Origin of the sequence: Flavobacterium sp. GP15 (assembly GCF_014281985.1) — a bacterium.
Classification (GTDB): domain Bacteria; phylum Bacteroidota; class Bacteroidia; order Flavobacteriales; family Flavobacteriaceae; genus Flavobacterium; species Flavobacterium pygoscelis.
In genome coordinates, this window is sequence record NZ_JACFTC010000001.1 from 380028 (window position 1) to 397362 (window position 17335).

17 protein-coding genes and 1 tRNA gene are annotated in these 17335 nt (G+C 33.6%); 5 read left to right on the top strand and 13 right to left on the bottom strand.

What is annotated here, in order from left to right; all coding sequences use genetic code 11:
• Positions 1-8: 8 nt before the first annotated feature.
• From accB to pdxA, 5 genes are all read right to left on the bottom strand, one after another.
• Positions 9-485 carry an acetyl-CoA carboxylase biotin carboxyl carrier protein gene (gene accB / locus H2650_RS01755; RefSeq protein WP_188049040.1) on the bottom strand — a complete coding sequence of 159 codons (477 nt, stop codon included), beginning with the start codon at positions 483-485 and terminating at the stop codon, positions 9-11.
• Positions 486-508: 23 nt separating this feature from the next.
• A complete protein-coding gene (locus H2650_RS01760) occupies positions 509-1507 on the bottom strand; it encodes a beta-ketoacyl-ACP synthase III (RefSeq protein ID WP_188049041.1) in 999 nt (332 codons plus the stop codon).
• 171 nt (positions 1508-1678) lie between these two features.
• On the bottom strand, positions 1679-1873 hold the full coding sequence (gene rpmF / locus H2650_RS01765; protein ID WP_007137315.1) for a 50S ribosomal protein L32: 195 nt from the start codon (positions 1871-1873) through the stop codon (positions 1679-1681).
• 9 nt (positions 1874-1882) lie between these two features.
• A complete protein-coding gene (locus H2650_RS01770; RefSeq protein WP_188049042.1) occupies positions 1883-2431 on the bottom strand; it encodes a DUF177 domain-containing protein in 549 nt (182 codons plus the stop codon).
• A 91-nt stretch (positions 2432-2522) separates the two neighbouring features.
• Positions 2523-3566 carry a 4-hydroxythreonine-4-phosphate dehydrogenase PdxA gene (pdxA, locus tag H2650_RS01775; RefSeq protein ID WP_188049043.1) on the bottom strand — a complete coding sequence of 348 codons (1044 nt, stop codon included), beginning with the start codon at positions 3564-3566 and terminating at the stop codon, positions 2523-2525.
• A 58-nt stretch (positions 3567-3624) separates the two neighbouring features.
• Between pdxA and H2650_RS01780 the strand changes: the two genes are divergently transcribed.
• Positions 3625-4212 carry a riboflavin synthase gene (locus tag H2650_RS01780; RefSeq protein WP_188049044.1) on the top strand — a complete coding sequence of 196 codons (588 nt, stop codon included), beginning with the start codon at positions 3625-3627 and terminating at the stop codon, positions 4210-4212.
• A gap of 35 nt (positions 4213-4247) precedes the next feature.
• Here the strand turns inward: H2650_RS01780 and H2650_RS01785 are convergent, their stop codons facing one another.
• The 3 genes from H2650_RS01785 to mce all read right to left on the bottom strand — a co-directional run bounded on the left by H2650_RS01785 (position 4248) and on the right by mce (position 5287).
• Positions 4248-4481: a hypothetical protein gene (locus tag H2650_RS01785; protein WP_188049045.1), complete on the bottom strand. Its 234-nt coding sequence runs from the start codon at positions 4479-4481 to the stop codon at positions 4248-4250.
• A gap of 187 nt (positions 4482-4668) precedes the next feature.
• Positions 4669-4742 (bottom strand) — tRNA-Ile (locus tag H2650_RS01790).
• A 143-nt stretch (positions 4743-4885) separates the two neighbouring features.
• A complete protein-coding gene (gene mce, locus H2650_RS01795) occupies positions 4886-5287 on the bottom strand; it encodes a methylmalonyl-CoA epimerase (RefSeq protein WP_188049046.1) in 402 nt (133 codons plus the stop codon).
• 209 nt (positions 5288-5496) lie between these two features.
• Between mce and H2650_RS01800 the strand changes: the two genes are divergently transcribed.
• Positions 5497-7152 carry an Ig-like domain-containing protein gene (locus H2650_RS01800; RefSeq protein ID WP_188049047.1) on the top strand — a complete coding sequence of 552 codons (1656 nt, stop codon included), beginning with the start codon at positions 5497-5499 and terminating at the stop codon, positions 7150-7152.
• 4 nt (positions 7153-7156) lie between these two features.
• Here the strand turns inward: H2650_RS01800 and H2650_RS01805 are convergent, their stop codons facing one another.
• Complete coding sequence (locus H2650_RS01805) at positions 7157-7924, bottom strand: amidohydrolase (RefSeq protein WP_188049048.1); 768 nt, start codon at positions 7922-7924, stop codon at positions 7157-7159.
• Between the two features lie 69 nt (positions 7925-7993).
• On the opposite strand from H2650_RS01805, the gene H2650_RS01810 reads away from it, so the two are divergent.
• Positions 7994-8557 (top strand): hypothetical protein, encoded by a 564-nt coding sequence (locus H2650_RS01810; protein WP_188049049.1) that lies wholly within the window; start codon positions 7994-7996, stop codon positions 8555-8557.
• A 118-nt stretch (positions 8558-8675) separates the two neighbouring features.
• Here the strand turns inward: H2650_RS01810 and H2650_RS01815 are convergent, their stop codons facing one another.
• The 4 genes from H2650_RS01815 to H2650_RS01830 form a co-directional block, all read right to left on the bottom strand.
• On the bottom strand, positions 8676-9422 hold the full coding sequence (locus H2650_RS01815; RefSeq protein ID WP_188049050.1) for a succinate dehydrogenase/fumarate reductase iron-sulfur subunit: 747 nt from the start codon (positions 9420-9422) through the stop codon (positions 8676-8678).
• Positions 9423-9506: 84 nt separating this feature from the next.
• On the bottom strand, positions 9507-11507 hold the full coding sequence (locus H2650_RS01820; protein WP_188049051.1) for a fumarate reductase/succinate dehydrogenase flavoprotein subunit: 2001 nt from the start codon (positions 11505-11507) through the stop codon (positions 9507-9509).
• A gap of 12 nt (positions 11508-11519) precedes the next feature.
• Positions 11520-12185 carry a succinate dehydrogenase cytochrome b subunit gene (locus H2650_RS01825; protein WP_188049052.1) on the bottom strand — a complete coding sequence of 222 codons (666 nt, stop codon included), beginning with the start codon at positions 12183-12185 and terminating at the stop codon, positions 11520-11522.
• A 548-nt stretch (positions 12186-12733) separates the two neighbouring features.
• Positions 12734-14215 (bottom strand): helix-turn-helix domain-containing protein, encoded by a 1482-nt coding sequence (locus H2650_RS01830; RefSeq protein ID WP_188049053.1) that lies wholly within the window; start codon positions 14213-14215, stop codon positions 12734-12736.
• 161 nt (positions 14216-14376) lie between these two features.
• Here H2650_RS01830 and aceB point away from each other — a divergent pair, with 161 nt between their 5' ends.
• Together aceB and aceA are read left to right on the top strand one after the other, a co-directional pair.
• A complete protein-coding gene (gene aceB, locus H2650_RS01835; protein ID WP_188049054.1) occupies positions 14377-15978 on the top strand; it encodes a malate synthase A in 1602 nt (533 codons plus the stop codon).
• Positions 15979-16021: 43 nt separating this feature from the next.
• On the top strand, positions 16022-17302 hold the full coding sequence (gene aceA / locus H2650_RS01840; protein WP_188049055.1) for an isocitrate lyase: 1281 nt from the start codon (positions 16022-16024) through the stop codon (positions 17300-17302).
• Positions 17303-17335 lie beyond the last annotated feature (33 nt).

The following is a 17335-nucleotide window of genomic DNA, read 5'->3' on the forward strand; positions in this document are numbered from 1 at the left end:
TAAAAATGTTATGATGGATCTACTAAGAATAAAGGTTGGTCAAATTCAACTGGTGACATATCATCTACTAAAATTTTAACAATTTTACCAGAAATTTCAGATTCAATTTCGTTGAATAATTTCATTGCTTCAATTACACAAAGAACATCTCCTTGAGCGATTGTTTTACCTACTTCAACAAACATTGGTTTATCTGGAGATGGTTTTCTATAAAAAGTTCCAATAATTGGAGATTTTATAGTGATGTAATGAGAGTTTTCTGCTACTGGCGCTTCTGCCGCTGCTACTGGAGCAACTGCTTGAGGCGCTACTGCTTGCTGAAGTGTTGCTTGAGCTGGCATTTGCTGTACATAAGTAGTCTCTGTTACATTACCTTCTAAGGTTGTTCTAATAGTGATTTTTACATCATCCATCTCTAACTTAACCTCTGCAACTCCTGAATTTGCTACAAACTTAATTAGATTTTGAATTTCTTTTAAATCCATGATTATTTGTTTTTAGTTTAAATTTATTTTTTATCGTAAGCCCATTTTAGATAAATAGAACCCCAAGTGAAACCACCACCAAAGGCAGCAAAAATTAATGTATCTCCTTTTTTAAATACATGTTCGAAATCGCTCAGTACTAATGGTAATGTAGCTGAGGTTGTATTTCCGTATTTCTCAATATTCATTAGCACCTTTGAATCTTCTAGATTCATTCGGTTTGCTGTAGCATCGATAATACGTTTATTAGCTTGATGAGGAATTAACCAGTCAACATTTTCATTAGTTAAATTATTTCTTTTCAGAATCAATTCACTAGAATCTGCCATGTTTGTTACAGCATATTTAAAAACAGTTTTACCGTCTTGAATAATATTGTGTCTGTTCTCTTTTATTGTTTCTAAAGTGGTTGGATTAAGTGAACCACCTGCATCAATTTTCAAAAAATCTCTACCTATTCCATCACTTCGAAGGTATTCATCTTGCAGTCCTAATCCTTCGTAATTGGGCTCAAACAATACTGCTCCTGCTCCATCACCAAAAATGATACAAGTTGATCGATCGGTATAATCTACAATAGATGACATTTTATCAGCACCAATTAAAAGTACTTTTTTATATCTTCCAGACTCTATATACGCAGCAGCCGTTGACATACCGAATAAGAAACTAGAACAAGCTGCTTGTAAATCGTAAGCAAAAGCGTTTGTAGCTCCGATTTCAGTAGCTACATAAACTCCTGTTGCAGCAACGGGCATATCTGGTGTTGCAGTTGCCATTATTAGCAAGTCTATTTCAAGCGGATCAATATTAGCTTTGGCTAATAAATCTTGAGCTGCTTTTATAGCTAAAAATGAAGTTCCCTTACTATCATCCTTAAGAATTCTTCTTTCTTTTATTCCTGTACGAGAGGTAATCCATTCGTCATTGGTATCCACCATTACTTCGAGCGCTTTGTTAGTAAGTACAAAGTCAGGAACATAGGCTCCAACAGCGGTAATTGCGGCTGTGATTTTATTCATTGTGTGCAATTTATTTCTAGTCAAATGCTGCCATTTGAAAATTTTTAAAAGACTTGAAAATTACAAAAAAAATTCCGTTTTCTATGACTTGAAACTTCATATTTAACAAAAATCATAAAGAACAAAAAAACTCTCACGATGTGAGAGTTCGAATATTATTTGCAAAATGTATTAAGCAACAGCTACAGATTTATCTATAACAACTTGCCCTCTGTAGTACATTTTACCTTCATGCCAGTAAGCTCTGTGATACAAATGCGCCTCTCCAGTGATAGGACATGTAGCGATTTGAGCTACAGTAGCTTTGTAATGTGTTCTTCTCTTATCTCTTCTTGTTTTGGAGATTTTTCTCTTAGGATGTGCCATTTTACTATATTATTTATCCGTTAATAGTTGCTTTAATTTGTCCCAACGTGGGTCTATATTTTCTTCTTCTTTATTATCTTCTTCTATGCTTACTTCTTTTACGGCTAACTCATTGAGTTTCGTCAAAGCTTCGGTTTTTAAAGTTCCGTCTTTTACGCCAGGATGAACTCTTCTTAAAGGCACCGACAATACAATCATTTCATAAATATATTGAGCAACGTCTATCTCAAATTCTCCATGAGGCAAAATCAATAATTCTTCATTTTCATTGTTAAATTCTTCGCCAAAACGAACAATTAACTTCATCTTGCCTTTTATCGGCAAATCAAAATCTTCGCTTGTTAGATCGCAAGGTACATTTACAACCCCTTTATGCTCAAAAGCCAATTCTAACAGCGTACTTTTTTTCTCTAAAACTACGTTTACTTTGATATCTGAATTTTGATATTCATTATAATCAAAGATTTCAAAGAACGCATTATTTATTTGATACTCAAAATGATGTTTTCCTGGCTTTAATCCTATAAAAGGAATTAAATATTCTTTAGTATTCTTCATTTCCACAACATTTTGACCTTAAACTTCGGGAGTGCAAAGATATAAAATTATTGCAAATCTAATAATCTTATTCACTTTTTTTTGTTCACAACTACTTTTCTTTTGTTTTTAGTGGTTTTTGACTGATTTCGGCATACTGATTTCTGGAATTATAAATATCCAATGCCAGATATACCGCTTCTTTAAAGGAGTTATAGTCCGCAATTCCTTTTCCAGCAATATCATAAGCAGTACCGTGATCTGGCGAAGTTCTAATTTTATTTAAACCAGCTGTGTAATTTACGCCATTACCAAACGACAATGTCTTAAAAGGAATCAATCCTTGATCATGATACGTAGCTATAACAGCATCGTATTTCTCATATTGATTGCTACCAAAAAAACCATCCGCCGCAAAAGGACCGAAAACCAAAGTTCCTTTATCAAATAATTTTTTCAAAGCAGGCTTTATAATTAAATCGTCTTCTGTTCCGATAACCCCGCCATCTCCACAATGAGGATTTAAACCTAAAACGGCAATTTTTGGCTTGTTGATACTAAAATCTTGTATTAATGACAACTTAACCGTTTCAATTTTTTTTCTAATTAATTCTTCTGTAAGATGAGAAGCCACCTCGTTTAAAGGAATGTGATCGGTTAATAAACCAACTCTTAGATTATCTTGAACCATCAACATCAGCGCATTTCCCTCTAGTTCTTGATCTAAATAATCAGTATGTCCTGGAAACTTAAACTCATCCGACTGCACATTATATTTATTTATTGGTGCTGTAACCAAAACGTCTACAAGTCCTTCTTTTAAAGCTTTGGTTGCTGCTACAAACGACTTTATAGCATATTCTCCTGCTTTTGGGTCATTTTCTCCTAGCTTTAAGTCTACGCCTTCTCTCCAAAGATTAAGGACATTAATTTTACCAACAACGATCTGATCTAATTTGTCAATTCCATGCAATAAAGAGGTCGATTGAAACCCTTTTTTAACAAACGACAATAGCTTTACATTCGCAAATATCACCGGAGTACACAACTCTAACATACGAGTATCCTCAAATGTTTTTAAAACAACCTCGCTTCCAATACCGTTTAAATCCCCTATAGAAATTCCTACGATTATATTTTCTGCTTTTTTCATCATGACATACCGTTATTTATTGCTAATTTTGAAGTGCAAATTTAGTAAAATAAAACAAGAAATGTTTACAGGAATTATAGAAACGCTTGGCACTATCCAAGAAATAAAAAAAGAGAACACCAACGTACACATCACAATGGATTCCTCAATTACAAGCGAACTTCAGATTGATCAAAGTGTTGCTCATAACGGAATCTGCCTTACTGTTGTAGCCATAAAAAACAACTCCTACACCGTAACTGCAATTGATGAGACAATAAAAAAAACAAACTTAGGTTCTTGGAAAGTTGGCGACAGCGTGAATCTTGAGAGAGCCATGAAACTAGGCGACCGACTTGACGGACATATAGTTCAAGGGCATGTGGACCAAATAGGTACCTGCATACTAGCAGAAGAAACCAATGGAAGTTGGCTTTATAGTTTTGAATACGACGAAACACTTAATAACATTACCATTGAGAAAGGCTCAATTACTGTAAACGGCGTTAGCTTAACAGTGGTAAATTCAAAGAAAAACCAATTTAGTGTCGCGATAATTCCTTACACACACGAGCACACAAACTTTAAATCCTTCGAAGTAGACACCAAAATAAATTTAGAATTCGATGTAATCGGAAAATATGTAAGTCGATTATACAGTAATAAGTAGAAACATAATATTTTTTTTAAAAAAAAAACTCCAAATTAAATTGGAGTTTTTTTTTTAAATTTACTTTCATATACAATATAAGCTCCAAAGAATAAAGTGATTATAAGTAATATATAAATATTATTATCAATAGAAAGTCCAGGTGGTGGTGGTGGTGGTGGTGGTGGTTGTAATCCTCTCATAGGCTGAGGCGGCGTCTCAGCAACCATACTCATAATCCCCATAAAGAATACCAGCAAACTTCCTATGATTTTTTTAGTGATTTTCATGACTTGTAAATAACAAAATACTCTTTTTACAAGAAGATTTTAATTAAAATTAATTCGCTACAAATTAAGCATTTACTTTTAACAAAAAAAAACAATAATTACAAAAATACTCTTTATAACCATTTGCGAATCTAATAAGCGCAAATAAAAAGCCCTTACATTGCTGTAAGGGCTTGATTTTAAACTGTGGTCCCACCTGGGCTCGAACCAGGGACCACCTGATTATGAGTCAGGTGCTCTAACCAGCTGAGCTATAGGACCGGTTTAGAGTTTGCAATATTACTACTATTTTTGATTTGTTACAACTTTTTTTTAATTAGATTTTAATAAAATTCACTAATTAAAAACTTCTAAATTCAAACTAACTGAATGCTAGAAGAATACTCACAAATCTAAAAACAGATTTATTTTATTTCTTGACACAATTCAATTAACACTCCATTTGTACTTTTAGGATGCAAGAAGGCAACCAGCTTATTATCCGCTCCTTTTTTAGGAACTTCATTCAGTACAATAAATCCTTCTCCTTTCAACCGATTAATTTCTGAAACTATATCTTCAACATCGAAAGCGATGTGATGGATTCCCTCTCCTTTTTTCTCTAAAAACTTAGCAATGGGACTTTCTGTACTAGTAGCCGCCAAAAGCTCAATTTTATTGGGACCATTCATAAAGAAAGATGTAGTTACTCCCTCGCTTTGTACTTCTTCAAATTTATAGGCTGGAACGCCAAAAAGTTTTTCGAAAACTAAATTCGATACTTCTAAATCCTTAACAGCAATACCAATGTGTTCTATTTTTCTCATTTTTTATATATTGAATAGATTGTAGCGCAGTACGAAAGAAATTTACTTATTACTACTACGCCTATTTATTAATGTAAAAATAAACATTAAATACAAAAAAACAGCGCTCTTAAAAAAGGAAGCTAAACTAAATCCTTCATAATAATTTTATAAAAACTGGAATCACATTAATTATAATTGTTATTTTGTAGATTCTAATTTGATTTGATATGTTGAAAAACAATTTAAAATACGTCTCTTTATTATTCCTTTTCATAGTTATTGGCTGTGCCAAAAGAGGCTCTATCACTGGAGGCTTAAAAGACACCATTGCTCCTGTCTTAAAAATGAGTTTTCCAGAAAACTTTAACACCAACTTCAAAGGAGATCAAATTAAGTTAGTATTTGATGAAAATATTAAATTAAAAAATTTAAACAAACAACTAATTATTTCACCTCCAATGAAAAACGAGCCGTTGATTCTTCCAACTACGGCAAGTAAATACATTACTATAAAAATAAAAGACACCTTACAACCCAATACGACTTATAGTTTTAATTTTGGACAAAGTATCGCTGATAACAACGAAGGGAATCCATTAAACCAATTCAAATATGTGTTCTCTACAGGCGCTTATGTTGATTCCTTAAGCCTTGGCGGAAAGATCAAAAGTGCCTATGACAAAGAAATAGAACCATTTGTATCGGTAATGCTTTACGAAGTTAACGATACTTTTAAAGATTCTGTTGTTTACAAAGAAACTCCAAGATATGTAACCAATACATTAGATAGCCTAAAAACCTTTCGCTTAGAAAATTTAAAGTCTGGAAAATACCTTCTTGTGGCAATGAAAGATGTAAACAACAATAATAAATACAATCCAAAAACAGATAAAATTGGTTTTTATAAGCAATACATCACAGTTCCAAATGATACCCTATACGAATTAGAGTTATTCAAAGAAGCCTTACCTTTTAAAGCTTTTAAACCCACACAAGCATCTGGAAACAGACTTATCATGGGTTATGAAGGGAATATGATTTTAGCGAATACCAGACCAAAGTTAATTTTGAAAAACAACAACGAAATTCTAACAACAGTTGTTACTCAATTTCCTAAAAAAGATTCTCTTCAAATATGGTTTAAACCTCTAAAAGTAGATTCCTTAGCCTTATCGGTTAGCAAAGAAAAATATACAACTGACTTTAAATTTAAAATTAAAGATCAAAAAAAAGATACCTTAAGCATTACACCTGCCTATACCGGAATATTGCATTTTAGAAATCGATTTACGCTAGAAACCGCCACGCCAATAGTGAAATTTGACAAATCAAAAATAAAATTGATTAACAAAGACTCTGTTGCTGTTGCTTTTACAACTGAATATGACGAATTCAATCAAAAAATATTTTTTGACTTTAAAAAAGAACCATCAGAAAAATATACATTCTCAATTTTACCCGGTGGTTTAACTGATTTTTTTGACAAAACAAACGACACTTTATCCTATAAAGTAAATACTCAAAACGCTTCTGATTATGGGAATCTCAAAATAAAACTGGAGAATGTCAAACAATTCCCTGTAATCATAGAACTAACTAATGCTAAAGGAGAAGTTTTAGCCTCAGAATATACGGAAAGCAATACAACAATAGATTTTAATCTTTTAGAACCTACACAATTCACATTGAGAGCTATTTATGACGATAATAAAAATAAAATTTACGATTCAGGAAACTATCTAGAGAAACGTTATTCTGAAGAAGTAATTTATTTTTCAAAGGAAATTGACGTTAGAGCCAATTGGGATGTTGAGCAAGTTTTTGATTTGAGCATACCTTATTCACCAGAAGTAAAAAAGAAAACAGACAATATGAAAAAGTAGAACTTTAGTTTTTAAGTTCAAAAACATCTCTGTCATTTAGAAATGAAAACTTTTTACGCATTTCAATCAACTTTGTTTTATCCAATTTTACACTAAAAGCAACTTCCTCTTCTTGTGGAACTACTACGTAATCTCCTAAGTAATCCAACACTTGAGAATGACCAATATAATTATGTCCACTCGCATCTTCACCTGTTCTGTTGACTCCAACTACATAACTTACGTTTTCAATTGCTCTTGCTTTCAATAAAGCATCCCAAGCAGATGTCCTAACTTTTGGCCAACTTGCTACATAAATCAGTAAATCATACTCTTCCACATTTCTAGAAAAAACAGGAAAACGCAAATCATAACAAACCAGAGGACATATTTTCCAACCTAGATATTCAACAATTAATTTTTGAGTTCCAGCGGTATACACCTTTTCTTCGCCAGCAAGCGTAAACAAATGTCTTTTATCATAATGCTGTATTTCACCCAAAGGAAATACAAATAGCATTCTATTATAGAAATTACCTTTTTCCTCGACAATAATACTTCCCGTTATAGCGCTATTTCTGGCTTTCGCCAAAGATTGCATCCACAAAACCGTTTCGCCTTGCATAGTCTCCGAAACAGTACTAGGATTCATTGTAAATCCGGTTGTAAACATTTCCGGAAGCACAATAAGATCGACATTTTCAGAGATAGCATTAATTCTCTCTTCAAAATAATCGCGATTTAATTTTGGATTTTCCCAAACCAAAGGAGCTTGAATTAGTACAACTTGCATCTTTTTATTTTTTCATAAAATTAAGTATAATAACAGTACTTTATGTTCCTTATATTAGCAAAAAAAGACATGAAAAAGACACTCGTTTTATGCACAATACTTTTCTCTATTTTTGCATTTAGCCAAGAGAAATCAGGAGCAAAACAATTTTGGAAAAATTTACAACAACAATGTGGAAAATCTTTTGAAGGCCAAGTAACAGAAGGAACTGACAACGATGCTTTTCGTAATAAAAAACTAGTGATGCACGTTCGTAATTGCGATAAAAACACAATTCGAATTCCATTTTTTGTAGCAGATGATAAAAGTAGAACTTGGGTGTTAACGTATAAAAACGACCGAATCGAACTCAAACACGATCACCGTCATGAAGATGGATCCGAAGATAAAATTACCCAATATGGCGGAACAACAACTAATTCTGGTTCATCAACACTCCAGTTTTTTCCGGCAGATCAAAAAACGTGTGATTTACTTCCAAATGCCGCTGCTAATGTTTGGTGGATTACTTTAGACGAAACTTCATTTACTTATAATTTAAGAAGAATTGGGTCTGATCGACTTTTTACAGTAAAATTCGATTTAACAAAAACAGTTCCAACTCCTTCGGCACCTTGGGGATGGAAAGACTAAAGATATCTGAATAAATTAAATAAAAAAAACGCATTCAAATAAATGAATGCGTTTTTTATAATGTAAATTCTCTGCATGTTCTCGATTACGCTCGAACTGACAAAGAATATATGGAAAATTATCCTTTCAAACTTGCTGATAAATATTCTCTGTTCATACGAGCAATATTTTCTAAAGAAATTCCTTTTGGACATTCTACTTCACAAGCTCCAGTATTAGTACAGTTACCAAAACCTTCAGTATCCATTTGTGCTACCATGTTTAACACACGATCTGTAGCTTCAAGTCTACCTTGTGGTAAAAGTGCATACTGAGAAACTTTAGCAGCAACAAATAACATTGCAGATGAGTTTTTACAAGTAGCGACACAAGCTCCGCAACCAATACAAGCAGCCGCATCAAATGCATTATCAGCATCTTCCTTTTTAATTGGAATTGCATTTGCATCGATGGTATTCCCTGAAGTGTTTACCGATATAAATCCACCAGCGTGCTGAATTCTATCAAAAGCACTTCTGTTGACTACTAAATCTTTGATTACTGGAAATGCAGCTGCACGGAAAGGCTCGATTGTAATCGTATCACCATCCTTAAACATACGCATGTGTAACTGACAAGTCGTTACTCCTCTATCTGGTCCGTGTGCTTCACCATTGATGTACAAAGAACACATTCCGCAGATTCCTTCGCGACAATCGTGGTCAAATGCAACTGGTTCGCCACCTTTACTCATTAAATCTTGATTGAAAACATCAAGCATTTCAAGGAATGACATGTCTGGCTCAATTCCGTCGATTTGATAATCGACCATTGCTCCTTTATCTTGGGCGTTTTTTTGACGCCATATTTTTAATGTAAGTTTCATACTTTTATTAGTTTGAAAGTCAGAAAGCCGAATTTCAAAAGCGCTATATTTCAGGCCTTTGAACTTTAGACTTGGGACTAATTTCTATTTATAATTTCTCTGAACTAGTTTCACGTTATCAAACACTAATGGCTCTTTGTGTAAAACAGCATCACTAGGTTTTCCTGTGTATTCCCAAGCTGCTACATACGCGAAATTTTCATCATCACGTTGCGCTTCACCCTCTGGAGTTTGATATTCTTCACGGAAGTGACCCCCACAAGATTCATTACGATGTAATGCATCCTTAGCGAACAATTCTCCTAATTCTAAGAAATCGGCAACACGAGTCGCTTTTTCTAATTCTTGATTAAAACCATTAGCAACACCAGGGATTTTTACGTCTTTGTAAAATTCTTCACGTAAAGCTGCAATTTCTGCGATCGCTTCATTTAATCCTTTTTCGTTACGTGCCATTCCAACTTTATCCCACATAATTTTTCCTAATTTTCTATGAAAATAGTCAACAGAATGTGTTCCGTTAGTGTTCATGAATCTTTCGATTTGGTCTTTCACATTTTTCTCTGCTGCTGCAAATTCAGGAGTATCAGTAGAGATTGGTCCCATTTTAATATCAGGAGATAAATAATCACCTATTGTGTAAGGCAATACAAAATAACCATCAGCTAAACCTTGCATCAAAGCAGAAGCTCCTAATCTGTTAGCTCCGTGATCAGAGAAGTTAGATTCTCCAATAGAGAAACAACCTGGAATTGTAGTTTGTAAATTATAATCAACCCAAGTACCACCCATTGTGTAATGTACCGCAGGGTAAATCATCATTGGAGTTTTATATGGATCTTCATCGACAATCTTATAATACATTTGGAACAAATTACCATACTTATTAGAAACTACTTCTGTTCCTAATTTAATGATCAGTTCTTTATCGTTTGCATCTAAGTGGCGAATTAAAACTTGCTCTTTTCCGTAACGTTGAATTGCCGCAGCAAAATCAAGATATACAGCTTCACCAGTTTTATTTACACCGTAACCAGCATCACATCTTTCTTTGGCAGCACGAGAAGCAACATCACGAGGAACCAAGTTACCAAAAGCTGGATATCTTCTTTCTAAGTAATAATCTCTTTCTGCCTCAGTTAATTCTGTTGGCTTTTTTTTACCATCACGAATTGCTTGTGCATCTTCTAATTTTGCAGGAACCCAAATACGACCGTCATTACGCAATGATTCTGACATCAAAGTCAATTTCGATTGGTGATCTCCAGAAACTGGGATACATGTTGGGTGAATTTGTGTATAACAAGGATTAGCGAAAAACGCTCCTTTTTTGTGGATTTTCCAAGCTGCAGTAGCGTTAGATCCCATTGCATTTGTAGAAAGGAAAAATACATTACCGTATCCACCAGAAGCAATTACAACTGCGTGAGCTGAATGTCTTTCTATTTCACCTGTAATCAAGTTACGAGCGATAATTCCTCTTGCTTTTCCGTTTACAATTACTAAATCTAGCATCTCGTGACGGTTGTGCATTTTTATTTTTCCACGACCTATTTGACGGTTCATTGCAGAGTAAGCTCCTAGTAAAAGTTGCTGACCTGTTTGACCTCTAGCATAAAAAGTTCTAGAAACTAATGCTCCACCAAAAGATCTATTGTCTAATAATCCACCATATTCACGTGCCAATGGAACTCCTTGAGCCACACACTGGTCGATAATATTTGTAGAAACTTCAGCTAAACGGTGCACGTTTGCTTCACGAGCGCGGTAATCTCCTCCTTTTACAGTATCGTAAAACAATCTGAAAGTTGAATCTCCGTCTCCTTGGTAATTTTTTGCAGCGTTGATACCACCTTGTGCCGCGATTGAGTGCGCGCGACGTGGTGAATCTTGGAAACAAAATGCTTTAACGTTATATCCTAACTCTGCTAAAGTTGCAGCAGCTGAACCTCCAGCTAATCCTGTACCAACAACAATAACATCAAGATTACGTTTGTTTGCAGGGTTAACTAAATTAATATGATCTTTATAATTTGTCCATTTGTCCGCAATTGGGCCATTTGGTATTTTTGAATCTAATGCCATTATAATTGAATATTAATGATTGAAATGATGAAATAATGCAATAAAAATAAATCCGAAAGGAACTACTATCGCGAAAACATATCCTAATTTATGTAATGAACGGGAATACTTATTGTTGAAACCCACTGATTGCATTGAAGAATTGAAACCGTGCCACAAGTGTAATGACAATAAAAGGAAAGATACACAGTACAAAGCAGTACGAACCGGACTTTCAAATTTCGCCACTAATTCGTGGAAATATCTTGTCTCGTTTAATGGATTAACATCAACATACTTGTAAACCATTTCCGGAAACCAAAAATCATAAAAGTGAACTCCTAAAAATGCAAAAATCACCAATCCAGTGATAATCATATTTCTTGAAGACCAAGAAGAATTAGCCGCTCCGTTGTTTTTAGCATACGCAATTGGTCTTGCACTTCTATTTTTAAGCTCTAGAACAATACCCATTATAAAGTGAAAAATCACTCCAAGAATTAATATTGGCTGAATAACATATTGAACCAACGGATTGTTTCCCATGAAATGAGAAATAGAATTAAAAGTAGACGAACTAAAAACCGACGTCATGTTAATGAAGAAATGCTGTGCTAGAAACAACATCAAAAAGATTCCTGAAAGCGCCATTGCTACTTTTTTAGCTATTGACGACTTCAATAATGCAGATTTTGCCATAATATTAGAATAATTTGTTTTAAAAAATATTACAAAAATAAACCAATTAGACAGTACCTACAACCTTTTAAATGTTATTTATAATGAATTTAAAGTGTTTTATCTAAAATTCCGAGAATTCCTTAAATAGCAAGGCTGTTTTGAAAAAATACTTCAAAATAGTTAAACAAAAAATCTATGAAAATTCTTTCCAACTTTGAAAGTATATTTTAAAAAAAAGCAATAAAAACAACTTAAAAATAACAATTCTATAATTAAAATCATATAAAATTTTTAAAGTCATAAAAAAAATCTATAATGCCAGATTTGTAGTAATAAAGCAACGCGATTATTCTCTTTTTTATTTAATTTCAAAATTGATTAGAGGATACAAAAAGAATAATGAAAAACTATTTTTTTAAATTAAAACATACCAATTTTCACAATTAAAAAAACTTAAAAATTGATTATTAAAAATCCTCGTTAAAAACTAATTGAATTTTTATGCTAATAATTAGCAAAAAAAAGAGATGTGTTTTCTTTAATTGAAATTTAAAAAATATTTTAAATTAACTATATTTTGCAACATATTGTTGCACAATAGAATCCGTATTTTCATTTCTTATTTTCTGCTCTAATTGAATGGGAGGAGAAGCTCTTTCTAAACAATTCTTAACTGCACAAGTTTCGCAAGTAACTCCAACAACTTGCTTGGCTAAAGCATCGTCTTCCATGAATTTAAATTTTTTCTTAACCGCAGGAGTGATCAAAATTCCAACAGAAATACTTCGAATACAATCTTCTTTAAAAGGATCCGGCGTGGCAGATGAAAAAACTAAATATTCATTCTTACTATTATCATAACTAGATATTTGGGCATCAAAAAAATGACTCTTTTTCTGCGCTAAAGATTCTTCAATAGTACGAATAGAAACCCATCTTCGGCAATAATGCTCATTCATTTCATTTGCATGAGGCTCTTGCTGATTGGTAATGTGTAGTTCTTTTTTTATTTGATATGTATCGGTTCCAATTTTGTGAGACATCCTTAGAAAAAAGAGATTTTTTAATTGAAAATCCTTAGGCAAAATATTCGTTAATCTTTGATAAAAAGATTCTGGAGACACATTAAAACCACTCATTAAAGCAATCATTTCCTGTGGCTTCGGATTTTTTTTGGCCAAAAATAAATTTAATTCATCGATCAGTTTTTGTCTTTGTATCAGCAATGCTCCCGCAAAATAAGAGGCATAAAAATTATTTAAAACCTGATCAAAATTATCAAATTTAATCCAGCTAAAAGTGTACAATCGCTCCGTAATTTCAAGAAAATTGTACGCAATTTCCTTGGCTAATATAAATGCTTTTTGAGGTTGATCGATACCTTCTGAAAGCAACAAAGTTTTGCTCTTAGGCACAAATATTGATCTTAAATCTCCTAATTCATTTTGCTCAGAAAAAACCAATTCTTTTATAGTATACCCATATTCTTCTGTAAGTATGGCTGCTAGTTCATCAATAGAAATTGTAGTTTCGATATTTACATGAAAAGCTTTAGAAAAATCTAATACTTTTTGCTCTAAATCTTCAAAATAATTATTGTGTGCTTCTTGATATGATCGCAACGCTGCCAAAAAAAAGCTTTCTCTTGTGAGGTTATAATGCTGCGCTATTTCGATAATCGTACTGATAAACGCATTCACTTTTGCAGGAGCATTTGCAATGATATCGATCAAATCATTTTCTTGAATTCCAAAAACCTCTAATGGAATCTCTTTTAAAATACCCGATTTCAAAATTTCTCCAATAGGCGCAAGATTGTTATCTAATTTTAATGAAACCATGTGGTCATAGGAAACTTCTAATTTTTCAGCCAAAAGAACAATCTTATCTGTTTTAGGATACTTTTTGCCTTTTTCAATTTCGTTTAAATACGATTTTGACAAATCCGTAATCTTGGCCAAACCAAACAAAGATAAATTCTTATTGGTACGCGCTTGTTTGAGTTTTAACCCAAAAATCAGTTTAATATAATCCTTTTCAATGTTCATATTTCAAAGATAGAAAAATTAAATTCTTACGCAAAAAAAATATTTTTCAATTTTAGCGTACGTTCGCTTGTTTTATAAAAAACTTTTTGTAGTATTGCAATGTTCAAGAATGAAATATTCTCAAACAAAAATCATAAGTGTTAAATTAAAAACGTTTAAAAATGGATTTAAAAGAAGTATATTCTGAAAATTTGTTAAATTTCTCAAAAGAAACTACCGAATACTATCCGGAGATCTTAACTGGCGAAGCAATGACTTTTTTGTCTTTACTTCATGAAAAATTCAATAAAAAAAGACTTGAACTTTTATCGGAGAGAGAAAAGCAACAAGCCTTGTTTGATAAAGGTGCGTTACCTCAATTCCCTGTTGAAACGAAAAGTATTAGAGAAGGAAATTGGGAAGCAGCTCAGACTCCAAATGATTTAATGGATCGAAGAGTTGAAATAACAGGACCCGTAGACCGAAAAATGGTGATCAACGCCTTAAATTCTGGCGCTAGAACTTTTATGGCAGATTTTGAAGACAGCACTTCACCCACGTGGAGCAATCTGATGAACGGCCAACAAAACTTAAAAGACGCAGTCAATAAAACAATCACTTTAGAAGACAAGCTAAAAAATAAAAAATACACTTTAAACGAAAAAACTGCAGTTTTAATAGTGCGACCAAGAGGTTTACATTTATCTGAAAAGCATATTTTGATAAATCAAGAACAAGCCTCAGGATCTTTGATCGATTTTGGACTTTACGCATTTCATAATCACAAACAACTTATAGAAAACGGAACGGCTCCTTATTTTTATATTCCAAAATTGGAACATTATCTAGAAGCAAGATGGTGGAACGAAGTCTTCGAATTTACGCAAGAGTATTTAGGTGTAAAAAAAGGGACTTTTAAAACTACCGTTTTAATAGAAACGATTACTGCCAGTTTTCAATTGGATGAAATCATCTACGAATTAAGAGATCATATTGTGGGATTGAATTGCGGACGTTGGGATTATATTTTTTCCTATATCAAGAAATTACGAAAAAACCCTGCATTTATAGTTCCAAATAGAGATCAGGTGACAATGGCAGCTCCCTTTATGTGTGCTTATTCGCAATTGGTAATTCAGAGATGCCACAAGCGCAACATCCATGCAATAGGCGGAATGGCAGCACAAATTCCGATTAAAAACAACGAAGAAGCTAACAAAATTGCTTTTGATAAAGTAATTGCTGATAAAGAAAGAGAAGTGAAAAATGGTCATGATGGCACTTGGGTGGCTCATCCAGATTTAGTTCCGTTAGCCATGAAAGTATTTGACAACTACATGCCAACAAAGAATCAAATTCACATCAAGAGAGCGGATTTAAACATTACAGAAAGCGATTTACTTGAAACTCCAAAAGGAACCATTACTGAAGAAGGAGTTCGAAAAAACATTAGTATATCTGTTTTATACATGGCCTCTTGGCTTAACGGACAAGGCGCTGCTGCATTACACCATTTAATGGAAGATGCTGCTACTGCCGAAATATCGAGATCACAGTTGTGGCAATGGCTTCAAAACAAAATGGTTTTGGACAATCAAAAAGTACTCTGCGAAAAATACTATCATCGTTTGGCGATGGAGGAATTTGAAAAAATTAGAGAATTAGTGGGTGACGAAAATCACGATAAACAAAAATACAGATTAGCAGAGCAATTACTAGACATCTTAGTAGTAAACGATAAATTCATCGAGTTTCTGACTATTCCAGGATATAAATATCTATAACACATACTAAAAACTATTAACACACAACCAAAAAAATACAAACATGAAAACTACAGAAACAAGAATACAAGAATTAGTTACTGATTGGCTTACAAACCCAAGATGGGAAGGAATTCAGCGCCCTTACACTGCTGAAGAAGTAGTAAAATTACAAGGATCTTACCAAATAGAACATAGTGTGGCCAGAATTGGAGCAAACAATCTTTGGAATAAATTAAATGCCCAAGACTTTGTAGCTGGTCTTGGAGCGCTAACCGGAAACCAAGCCATTCAGGAAGTAGAAGCCGGACTTGACGCCATATACTTGAGTGGTTGGCAAGTTGCAGCTGATGCTAATGTAGCTGGGGAAATGTATCCTGATCAATCCTTATATCCTGCTAATAGTGTTCCCTTAGTAGTAAAAAGAATAAACAATGCATTGTTGCGAGCAGACCAAATACAAGTAGTAAACGGAACTGCGGATAAAAAAGAATATTTGGTTCCAATAGTTGCAGATGCCGAAGCTGGTTTTGGTGGAAATTTAAATGCTTTTGAATTAATGAAAGCAATGATTGAGGCTGGTGCTGCTGGAGTTCATTTTGAAGATCAATTGAGTTCTGCAAAAAAATGCGGTCATTTAGGCGGAAAAGTATTGGTACCTACACAAGAAGCGATTAACAAACTGATTGCTGCCCGTTTAGCAGCAGATGTTATGGGAACACCAACCATTGTGGTAGCAAGAACAGATGCAGATGCAGCCAATTTACTTACAAGTGACATTGATCCTAGAGATGCAAAATTCATTACAGGAGAAAAAACTGGAGAAGGATTTTTCTATGTAAATTGTGGCGTAGAACAAGGCATTGACAGAGGATTAAGTTACGCACCTTATGCTGATTTAATTTGGATGGAAACTAGCAATCCTGATTTAGATTATGCTAGAAAATTTGCAGAAGGAATTCATGCTAAATTTCCAGGAAAAATGTTAGCATACAATTGTTCTCCTTCTTTCAACTGGGCTGCAAAATTATCAGTGGCTGAAATGGAAACTTTTAGGGAAGATCTTGCTGCAATGGGTTATAAATTTCAGTTTATTACATTAGCAGGTTTCCACGCCTTGAATACAAGTATGTTTGAATTATCAAAAGCGTATAAAGAAAGAGGAATGGCTGGTTATTCTGAATTGCAAGAGCGCGAATTTGCTTTGCAGCAACACGGTTTTAAAGCAGTTAAACACCAAGGGTTTGTAGGAACCTCTTATTTTGATGCCGTGCAAAACACTGTAACTATAGGAAAATCATCTACTACTGCGATGAAAGATTCAACTGAAGCCGCACAGTTTTAATATTATTCAAAAAAGACAGCACAGACTATAAAT

What these genes read in the sequence shown, in the direction of transcription:
- accB (WP_188049040.1), bottom strand. Translation starts at nt 485, where the DNA reads ATGGATTTAAAAGAAATTCAAAATCTAATTAAGTTTGTAGCAAATTCA.
- H2650_RS01760 (WP_188049041.1), bottom strand. Translation starts at nt 1,507, where the DNA reads ATGAATAAAATCACAGCCGCAATTACCGCTGTTGGAGCCTATGTTCCT.
- rpmF (WP_007137315.1), bottom strand. Translation starts at nt 1,873, where the DNA reads ATGGCACATCCTAAGAGAAAAATCTCCAAAACAAGAAGAGATAAGAGA.
- H2650_RS01770 (WP_188049042.1), bottom strand. Translation starts at nt 2,431, where the DNA reads ATGAAGAATACTAAAGAATATTTAATTCCTTTTATAGGATTAAAGCCA.
- pdxA (WP_188049043.1), bottom strand. Translation starts at nt 3,566, where the DNA reads ATGATGAAAAAAGCAGAAAATATAATCGTAGGAATTTCTATAGGGGAT.
- H2650_RS01780 (WP_188049044.1), top strand. Translation starts at nt 3,625, where the DNA reads ATGTTTACAGGAATTATAGAAACGCTTGGCACTATCCAAGAAATAAAA.
- H2650_RS01785 (WP_188049045.1), bottom strand. Translation starts at nt 4,481, where the DNA reads ATGAAAATCACTAAAAAAATCATAGGAAGTTTGCTGGTATTCTTTATG.
- mce (WP_188049046.1), bottom strand. Translation starts at nt 5,287, where the DNA reads ATGAGAAAAATAGAACACATTGGTATTGCTGTTAAGGATTTAGAAGTA.
- H2650_RS01800 (WP_188049047.1), top strand. Translation starts at nt 5,497, where the DNA reads ATGTTGAAAAACAATTTAAAATACGTCTCTTTATTATTCCTTTTCATA.
- H2650_RS01805 (WP_188049048.1), bottom strand. Translation starts at nt 7,924, where the DNA reads ATGCAAGTTGTACTAATTCAAGCTCCTTTGGTTTGGGAAAATCCAAAA.
- H2650_RS01810 (WP_188049049.1), top strand. Translation starts at nt 7,994, where the DNA reads ATGAAAAAGACACTCGTTTTATGCACAATACTTTTCTCTATTTTTGCA.
- H2650_RS01815 (WP_188049050.1), bottom strand. Translation starts at nt 9,422, where the DNA reads ATGAAACTTACATTAAAAATATGGCGTCAAAAAAACGCCCAAGATAAA.
- H2650_RS01820 (WP_188049051.1), bottom strand. Translation starts at nt 11,507, where the DNA reads ATGGCATTAGATTCAAAAATACCAAATGGCCCAATTGCGGACAAATGG.
- H2650_RS01825 (WP_188049052.1), bottom strand. Translation starts at nt 12,185, where the DNA reads ATGGCAAAATCTGCATTATTGAAGTCGTCAATAGCTAAAAAAGTAGCA.
- H2650_RS01830 (WP_188049053.1), bottom strand. Translation starts at nt 14,215, where the DNA reads ATGAACATTGAAAAGGATTATATTAAACTGATTTTTGGGTTAAAACTC.
- aceB (WP_188049054.1), top strand. Translation starts at nt 14,377, where the DNA reads ATGGATTTAAAAGAAGTATATTCTGAAAATTTGTTAAATTTCTCAAAA.
- aceA (WP_188049055.1), top strand. Translation starts at nt 16,022, where the DNA reads ATGAAAACTACAGAAACAAGAATACAAGAATTAGTTACTGATTGGCTT.